Source organism: Dokdonella sp. (assembly GCF_035703485.1).
GTDB lineage: Bacteria > Pseudomonadota > Gammaproteobacteria > Xanthomonadales > Rhodanobacteraceae > Dokdonella.
Genome location: NZ_DASSYD010000116.1, coordinates 22744 through 29938 on the forward strand (window position 1 = coordinate 22744; position 7195 = coordinate 29938).

Below are 7195 nucleotides of genomic sequence, written 5' to 3' on the forward strand. Positions count from 1 at the left end.
GCTATTTGAGCGATTGTGAATTCATGGCCGCAACCAGCGCGGCTCGAAATCATCAATAAACAGGGACGGTTCGCTTTGCGCCTCAAGCGCGCCAATGTCACAACGCGGGGTCGCACCGGTGCCGCTGGCATCGGCCGGTCGTGGCCGACTCAGGAAATCAGTCGTCGTGCAGCGGGCGAGGGTCGTGTCGGACGGGGCCAGCGGATTGCCGGCGTCGAACGCGGGACTGCTTGAATACAACTGCACGGTGAAGTTCTGCCCCGGCCCGATGTAGGCTCCGCGAATATGCAGATCGTTGCTGATGATATCTGTGCCGCCCCCACCAAGACCGCACTCGATGGCCGGCACGATGTTGTAACCGGACGAGATGGCCGGGTAGCCAGTGCACGAGTCGCCGGCACCGATGCCAGCGGCGAACAGATTATTGTAGGCAGCGCTTATCTGGGCATTGCCCTGGCCGGCCAGATTGTCACCGGCCAGCGAAGCGCTGTTCCGCCAGAACGTGTTGTTGTAGAGGATCAACTGGCTGTTGCTGAGCAGCACGCCGCCGTTGCCGCGCATGGCGCGGTTGTCGAACGCGCTGACATTGCGCATCTCGACGACAGGATTTCCGGGAAACGGACCCGTGTGGTAAATCGCGCCGCCTTCTCCTGCATCGTTGCTGACCAGGGCGGTGCGCAGCAAGCTCAGTTTGCCATCGAGACTGACATCGAGAGCGCCGCCAAAGCGAATTCCGGGGCCACCGTCGTTCGGGGTTCTGGCGTCGTTGTCGGAAAAGACGCTGTCCTCGATGGTGATGGATTTCCCGTTCAGCATGAAGATCGCGCCACCGCTGGCACGCGCCGAGCCGGCCAACCCGTTCGACTCGGCGCGGTTACTGTAGAAGCGACTGACGCGAATGGTCAGATCGGAGTCGCCAAAGACCGCGATGGCGCCGCCCTGGGTCGAGCTGATGCCTTTCGACGCGTTGAACTGGAACAGCGCATTCTTGATGGTCAGGTTGTTGCCGGTGCGGATGGCACCGCCGTTGGCTATGCCGGGAGTGGATTGAACGCAGTTCTGGAACCAGACATCTTCCATGTTGGCGAAGCCTGAACTGGTGGTGGTCGGCATGTCGAGGCAGGCAGCCGCTGCAGTCGTCGAGTAGCCGTTGAACAGTCTGATGTTTTTCAGGCTGAACAACAGCACGGACGAACTCGAGGTCAGGATTCTGTGCGCACCTGCACCATCGATCACCGCCTGGCCTGCGCGGATACCCTTGATCTCGAAATATGATGCGGTCATGGTCGGCAGCGCTGAGGTCAGCAGGATCGGGGTGCTGCTATCGAGATCGATCAGAATGCGTGGCACGTTGTTGTTTGCCTGCAATGCATTGCCGTCGATGATGGCCTGGCGCAGCGTATTCGGCCCGCTGTTGGCGGCGCTGGTGACATTGATGGTGATGATGGCGCCTCGGGCGGTCAGCGGTAGCAGGCAAACCAGGGCGAGGGCGAGAGCGGCAATCAGGGGGCGCATGCAGGGTTCTCCGGAACGTATTCATTGAAGGTACGGAGCCGGGCGGAAAAAGCGGCCATGCGCAGCGATGGGTTTGTTCAACCGACAATCTGCTTTGCTCAGAGCGCGGCCAGACGCATGACCAGGAAATGATCTTGACCGAGCTGGCTGCCGAGTTCGTGCAGAATCGCATCGCGACGCTGGCGGCTGGCGTCGCTCGGGGCGATCCGGAATGCGGCTTCGGCTTCAAGATATTCCGCAATCAGCAGCGGCGGGCTGTTCGCAGCCAGGTGTTGCCGGCGCAGATCGAGACATGCCGCGGCGCTGTCGCGCGCCAATGCCAGGCGCTGCTGGGCCAGGGCCAACTCGGCGCGTTGGCAAAGCAGTTGTGCGTGTGGCCGCCGATTGGATGGGTCAAGCGCGAGCGTACCGAGCATGCGCTCGAAAGCCGGATCTTCTGCGGACAAACCGGTGGCGCGCGCATGCGCAATCAATTGCCCGGAGCGCGCGCGTGCCAGCACGGGATGATCCTCGCCCAGAGCCGCTGCCAGTCGCTCGCCGGTTTCGCGATAGCTGTCGTGCGCCAATGCGTCATCGCCAACGGTCAGTGCCAGTTGGCCCAGGCTCAGGCGAATGAGTTGCGCATCGATGCTGTCGCTGCCGCTGAACTGCTCGATCATGGCGACGGCACGCTGGATCTGCGTGCGCCCGGCGTCCAGATTGCCCAGTTCAAGATTGAGCTTGCCGAAGTTGTTGAGCAGGGCGGCGAGGGCGGCGGACGGCCCATACAATTCCTCCTGCAACGCCAGCGCGCGCTCGAACATTCGCCGCGCTTCCTGATAGTCGCCATGGGCAAACGAGGTGCTGGCGTAGTTGGCATAAATGGTGGCGGCATCGAGGCTGTGTTCGCGTCGGCTGGATTCGAGTGCGGCATCAAGCTGTCGGTATTCCTGCAAGGCTTCGGCCATTTTCCCGTTGCGCATCAGCGCGGCAGCGAGACTGTTGCGCACAACCACGGTCTGCGCTGCGTTGGCCGCTGACACTTTGAGGCGCAGCGCCAGGGCACGGCGCAAGGTATCGATGGACGCACTCGTCTCGCCTTGCCGCGCCTGGATCAAGGCGTCGGTGACCAGCAGCTCGGACATCTGGCCGCTCTGATCAGCCGCAATCGTGGTGAGCAGTTGACGCGCCTGGTCGGCAAAACCCCTGGCCTCATGCAGACGGCCCTGATGCATGCGCACGACCGCGAGGTTGTCGAGCACGCGCACGCGCAATTGCGCCGGCTCGCTGCCGGACAGGTCACGTTCGAAGCGTTCGAGGACTTTTTCGGCACTGGCAAAATCATTCAAGCGCACCAGCACTTCGGCCAGATGTGCGAGCAGGGCCTGTCGCGCGCCCGGGTCCGCACTGAAATCCGAATCGATATGTTCGAGGCTGTCGTTGAGCAGGCTGCGCAGCGAGGCCGGCTTGCCCGCTGCCGTATTGTCGGCCTGGCCAAGAATGCCGAGCAGATAGTCGAGCACGATCTGCGAACGCGTCGCTTCCAGACGCGCCGTATCGCGTTCGCTGCGCACGATGCGATCCTGCCAGGCGACCATGCTGCCGGCGCCGACCAGAACGATGAAAAGAAGACTGGCGAATCCGACACCGATCCAGTGGCGCTTGACAAACCGCCGCAGGCGATACCCGCGACCTCCCGCACGCGCCTCGACCGGACGCGACTGGCGAAAACTGAGCAGATCGTCACGCAGGCTGCCGACGCTCGAATAGCGTGCGTCGGGATCGGTCCGCGTGGCGCGACCAATGATCGCCGCCAGATCGTGTGCAATCCGGTCATCAATGGATGCTGCCGGCGAACGCGCCAGATGATTCAGCAATTGTCCGAGATTGTAGATATCCGATGCTACGTTGGCCGGTGCGCCGGCCGCGCATTCGGGCGCCACCCAGCCTGGTGTCGCAGCAAGAAGAGTATCCGCGCCATCACTTGCGAGCATGCGAGCGACGCCGAAATCGAGCACACGCACGCGCTGCTCATGGTCGATGATCAGGTTGTCGGGCTTGAGATCGCCATGCACGACCAGTTGCCGATGCGCGTGGCCGATGGCATCGAGAATCTGCCCGAACAGGTCCAGTCGCTGATCGAGATCCGGCTGCTGCTGCGTGCACCAGGCATCCAGCGCCAAGCCATCGACAAGTTCCATGACCAGATAGGCATCGGCGTCCTCGCTGATGCCCCCATCCAGCAAGCGGGTCAGCCCGGGATGTTCCAGGCGCGCGAGCAACGCTCTTTCATGCTCGATCACGGCATCGGCCAGGCGGCGCTCGCGACGCAGCACCTTGATTGCAACCTGTTTTTCGAATGCGCCATCGGCACGCTCGCCCAGATACACGCGGCCCATGCCGCCGCGACCGAGCAGTGCGACCACGCGCCACGCGCCGAGGCGGCTTCCTGGTGCGAGCACGCCGTGCGTTTCAGTCAGGTTTTCGGCGAGCAGGCCGGGCCCGTCATCGAGCGCGTCGAGCCCCTCGGCACCGGCAATCAGCCGACGCAAGTCGCGGACCAGATCCGGTTCACGCCGGGCCAATTCCTGCAGCCAGGATTCGCGTTCGGCGCCCTCGATCAGGGCAACCTGATCGAGGGCCCGGGACAAGGCCCGTGTACGGGCCTCAGAGGATTCGGGCCGCATTGTCATGGGCATTCAGGGCGTCGGCGAGCCATGCCTTGGCCTTGAACCAGTCACGGCGCACGGTGCGTGGACTGACCTCAAGCAGGTCGGCGGTTTCGTCTTCGCTGCAGCCAGCGAAATAGCGATAGTTGACCACTTCGACAAGGCGTGGCTCGTTCTTGCCGAGGCGATCCAGTGCCGCATCGATATCGAGCACCAGTTTCGCTTGCTGATGCAAATCAACGTGGCGATCCTCGGCTTCCGCGTGGACGCTTTGCTGGCGATCCAACTGCGCCAGTTGTGAGCGCGCATGATCGATGAGGATCTGGCGCATGGCCAACGCTGCCGTGTGCAGGAAGTGTTTCCGGGAATGCGCCGAAATATTCGCACTGCGACGCATCTTCAGATACGTCTCGTGGATCAAGGCAGTCGTACGCAGGGTTTCACCACCACCCAGCCGATGACGCTGAGCCCGGGCCAGGCGTCGCAGATCCTCGAACAACAGGGTCGACAACGCGTCCATGGCCGATTTGTCGCCGGCCTTGAGGCGATCCAGCAAACGCTCGATATCACCGTCATCGGTTGGCGTATCGGCTTCGGAAATCATGATCATCGGAAACGTGGCGGTCGCATATTGCCGATGGTAGTGCATCGGGCAAATTTGCCAAGACAATTCGGCCAGCATGCCTCTGTCGCGGCTTGCTCCATGCACGCACGGCTGACCCCGGACCGGGCGCTGCGCAAAGTTCGCGGCGTCACTCGCAGCGCCTACCTGATCGCGTTCGTCGACCTGTTCAAATTCGAATCGAGCGTTTCGGCAGGTGTGCGATTGGTCACCAGCGACTGTGTCTCGGATTCGAGCTCATCGACCACGCTGCGATTGCGGCCATCGCGCTTGGCCCGATACATGGGGGCATCGGCGCGAGCCAACCATTCACTGGCACTCTCTCCGCTGCGCAAAACGCTGGCACCGAGCGAGATGGTGACGGTCAGGTCGCCGCAATGAACAGTGCGCTCGACGGCCAGTCGGACTTTTTCCGCAATCTCGTGCAATGCGATCGGATCGGAATCGGGAACAAGCAGGGCAAACTCCTCGCCACCATGGCGAAAGAAGCGATCATTCTTGCGCGTGGTCGAGCGCACGGCGTCGGCGACCTGGACAAGCACGTGGTCACCGGTCTCGTGACCGAAAAGGTCGTTGACACGCTTGAAGTGATCGAGATCAAAGATGATCAATCCAAGTGGCTTTTGGCTTCGCGTGCTGGTCGCGATCGCGACTTCGATTTCTGTGTGCATGCCGCGCCGGTTGCCGGCACCGGTCAAGGGATCGAGTGATGCCAGGTTTTCGAGTTCATTGCGTTGCAGGTCGGTACGCCATACAAAGACGTATGCGAACAGACTGACGACGATTGCGGAACCAATGAAAGTGGCTTTCTGGGCGGGCTCGGGAAGCGCCAATGAGCTGGCCTCGACCGCCGCGATGCCGATTGCGGAGATCAGAACTGCGCGATTGCGTTTGACCAGCAGAAAGTTGCCGAGCAGCACCGCGTACATCCACATCGGCCCAGCCGGGCCCGCGACGTAGCTGATGCCGAAGCAGCCAATCGAATAGATGATCGCGAGAAGTAGCGCGACGCGCTGCGAGGTTCCCATGCGATACGCGTGCACCGCGCCGAAACTGATGGAGGCCACGATCAACGTATCGATGATGCCTGCGATCAACTGGCCACTGAGAAACCGATAAACAGCAAAAGGCAGGATCACGAGGTTGGTGATGATGCCAAACATGACCACGAGAGCGAGGTCGAAGTCCTGCCGGATCTTGTCAAACCACATGATGAGCACCTGCGGAAATCACAGTCGGACAACGAGGTTGTCGAACTGCCTGCTCCAATCGTACACGTCAATGGCACGTCGATCGTCAATTAGTGTGTCATTGAGTCGTCAATCGGATGTGACTCGAAGGTCCTGACTTGAGCCCCATCAATCCCTGCTGCTCATCCAGTTGCAATGCACTATCAAGCCCGTGGACGAACCTTGCTACTTCTGACGATGCGACCTACCGAAGTGAAGTGCATGCCGAAATGCTCGGCGATCTGTTGATAGCTGTATCCGCCCGTAGCGTGAGCCGCGATGATGGCGGCGTCGCGTGACGGATTCCGAGATGCGATGGACTGAAGTGATGGTGGAGGCGGGCGTCGCTGCGCCTTGGGAACGTTCAAATCATCGCTCAACTTCTTGCGCCGAAGACTCTTGGCGACAAAGGCTTTATCACCGAGAAACACCTGATTGTTGAGATTGATCCAGATCGACTCGATCCCCTTCCCTTCGGCGACAAACCGGATGTAGCGCTTGCGCGCATCGGCGCGTCGCTTGGCGAAAGCGGCGAGCAAACCGTCGGTAGCCAACCAGACCGGCGCCGACTCATCGCCAATCATCGCGCGGTAGCTACTCCAGGGCCACTTGCCAGGATCGCGCACCATCCCGGCGCGCACCGGGTTCAACACCACATAGCGAGCCAACTCCAGAAGATAGCTGTCAGCGTCAACCAGGATCGCCTTGAAGCGCCCCTGGAACAGATGTCCGCTGCGCGCGTGCCGACGATTGCTGGCCTGGGTAAATACACCGTTCAACTGACGCATGCCTTTCGACAGATTTCCGTCGGGCGTCTCGATCAGCAAGTGATAGTGATTGGTCATCAGGCAATAGGCATGACAGATCCAGTTGAAGTCCGCCACCACATCCGCCAGCACCGAAAGAAACTGCTCCCGATCCGCATCATCCTCAAAGATCGCCTCACGACGATCCCCACGAGAAGTCACGTGATACAGCGCACCAGCGAATTCAAGACGGAGCGGTCTGGCCATGATCGGAGTCTATCAAGGTGGATGCTACTTTGCTAGACCTGACCCCTTCGCCGCAATGGCGACTACTCGGATCGTGTCGGCGGCCAACTCAACCTGCTGCCGGATACCTTGCGTGGCTTTACCGGGCATCAGCATGTCGATGATGTGCGCCTGATTCATATGAATGGG

At 61.1% G+C, this 7195-nt stretch carries 5 protein-coding genes; all 5 read right to left on the reverse strand.

Translation table 11 applies throughout. The features are described 5' to 3' along the window. Nucleotides 1-21 precede the first annotated feature (21 nt). On the reverse strand, nt 22-1515 hold the full coding sequence (locus VFN25_RS08690; protein WP_325140895.1) for a choice-of-anchor Q domain-containing protein: 1494 nt from the start codon (nt 1513-1515) through the stop codon (nt 22-24). A gap of 98 nt (nt 1516-1613) precedes the next feature. After that, nucleotides 1614-4187: a serine/threonine-protein kinase gene (locus VFN25_RS08695; RefSeq protein ID WP_325140897.1), complete on the reverse strand. Its 2574-nt coding sequence runs from the start codon at nt 4185-4187 to the stop codon at nt 1614-1616. Then, on the reverse strand, nt 4162-4773 hold the full coding sequence (locus VFN25_RS08700) for an ECF-type sigma factor (RefSeq protein ID WP_325140899.1): 612 nt from the start codon (nt 4771-4773) through the stop codon (nt 4162-4164). Before VFN25_RS08700 ends, VFN25_RS08695 begins: the two co-directional genes overlap by 26 nt. A 155-nt stretch (nt 4774-4928) precedes the next feature. Continuing rightward, on the reverse strand, nt 4929-5996 hold the full coding sequence (locus tag VFN25_RS08705; RefSeq protein WP_325140901.1) for a GGDEF domain-containing protein: 1068 nt from the start codon (nt 5994-5996) through the stop codon (nt 4929-4931). A gap of 182 nt (nt 5997-6178) precedes the next feature. Beyond that, nucleotides 6179-7027 (reverse strand): REP-associated tyrosine transposase, encoded by an 849-nt coding sequence (locus tag VFN25_RS08710; RefSeq protein ID WP_325140904.1) that lies wholly within the window; start codon nt 7025-7027, stop codon nt 6179-6181. Nucleotides 7028-7195 lie beyond the last annotated feature (168 nt).

What these genes read in the sequence shown, in the direction of transcription:
- VFN25_RS08690 (WP_325140895.1), bottom strand. Translation starts at nt 1,515, where the DNA reads ATGCGCCCCCTGATTGCCGCTCTCGCCCTCGCCCTGGTTTGCCTGCTA.
- VFN25_RS08695 (WP_325140897.1), bottom strand. Translation starts at nt 4,187, where the DNA reads ATGACAATGCGGCCCGAATCCTCTGAGGCCCGTACACGGGCCTTGTCC.
- VFN25_RS08700 (WP_325140899.1), bottom strand. Translation starts at nt 4,773, where the DNA reads ATGATCATGATTTCCGAAGCCGATACGCCAACCGATGACGGTGATATC.
- VFN25_RS08705 (WP_325140901.1), bottom strand. Translation starts at nt 5,996, where the DNA reads ATGTGGTTTGACAAGATCCGGCAGGACTTCGACCTCGCTCTCGTGGTC.
- VFN25_RS08710 (WP_325140904.1), bottom strand. Translation starts at nt 7,027, where the DNA reads ATGGCCAGACCGCTCCGTCTTGAATTCGCTGGTGCGCTGTATCACGTG.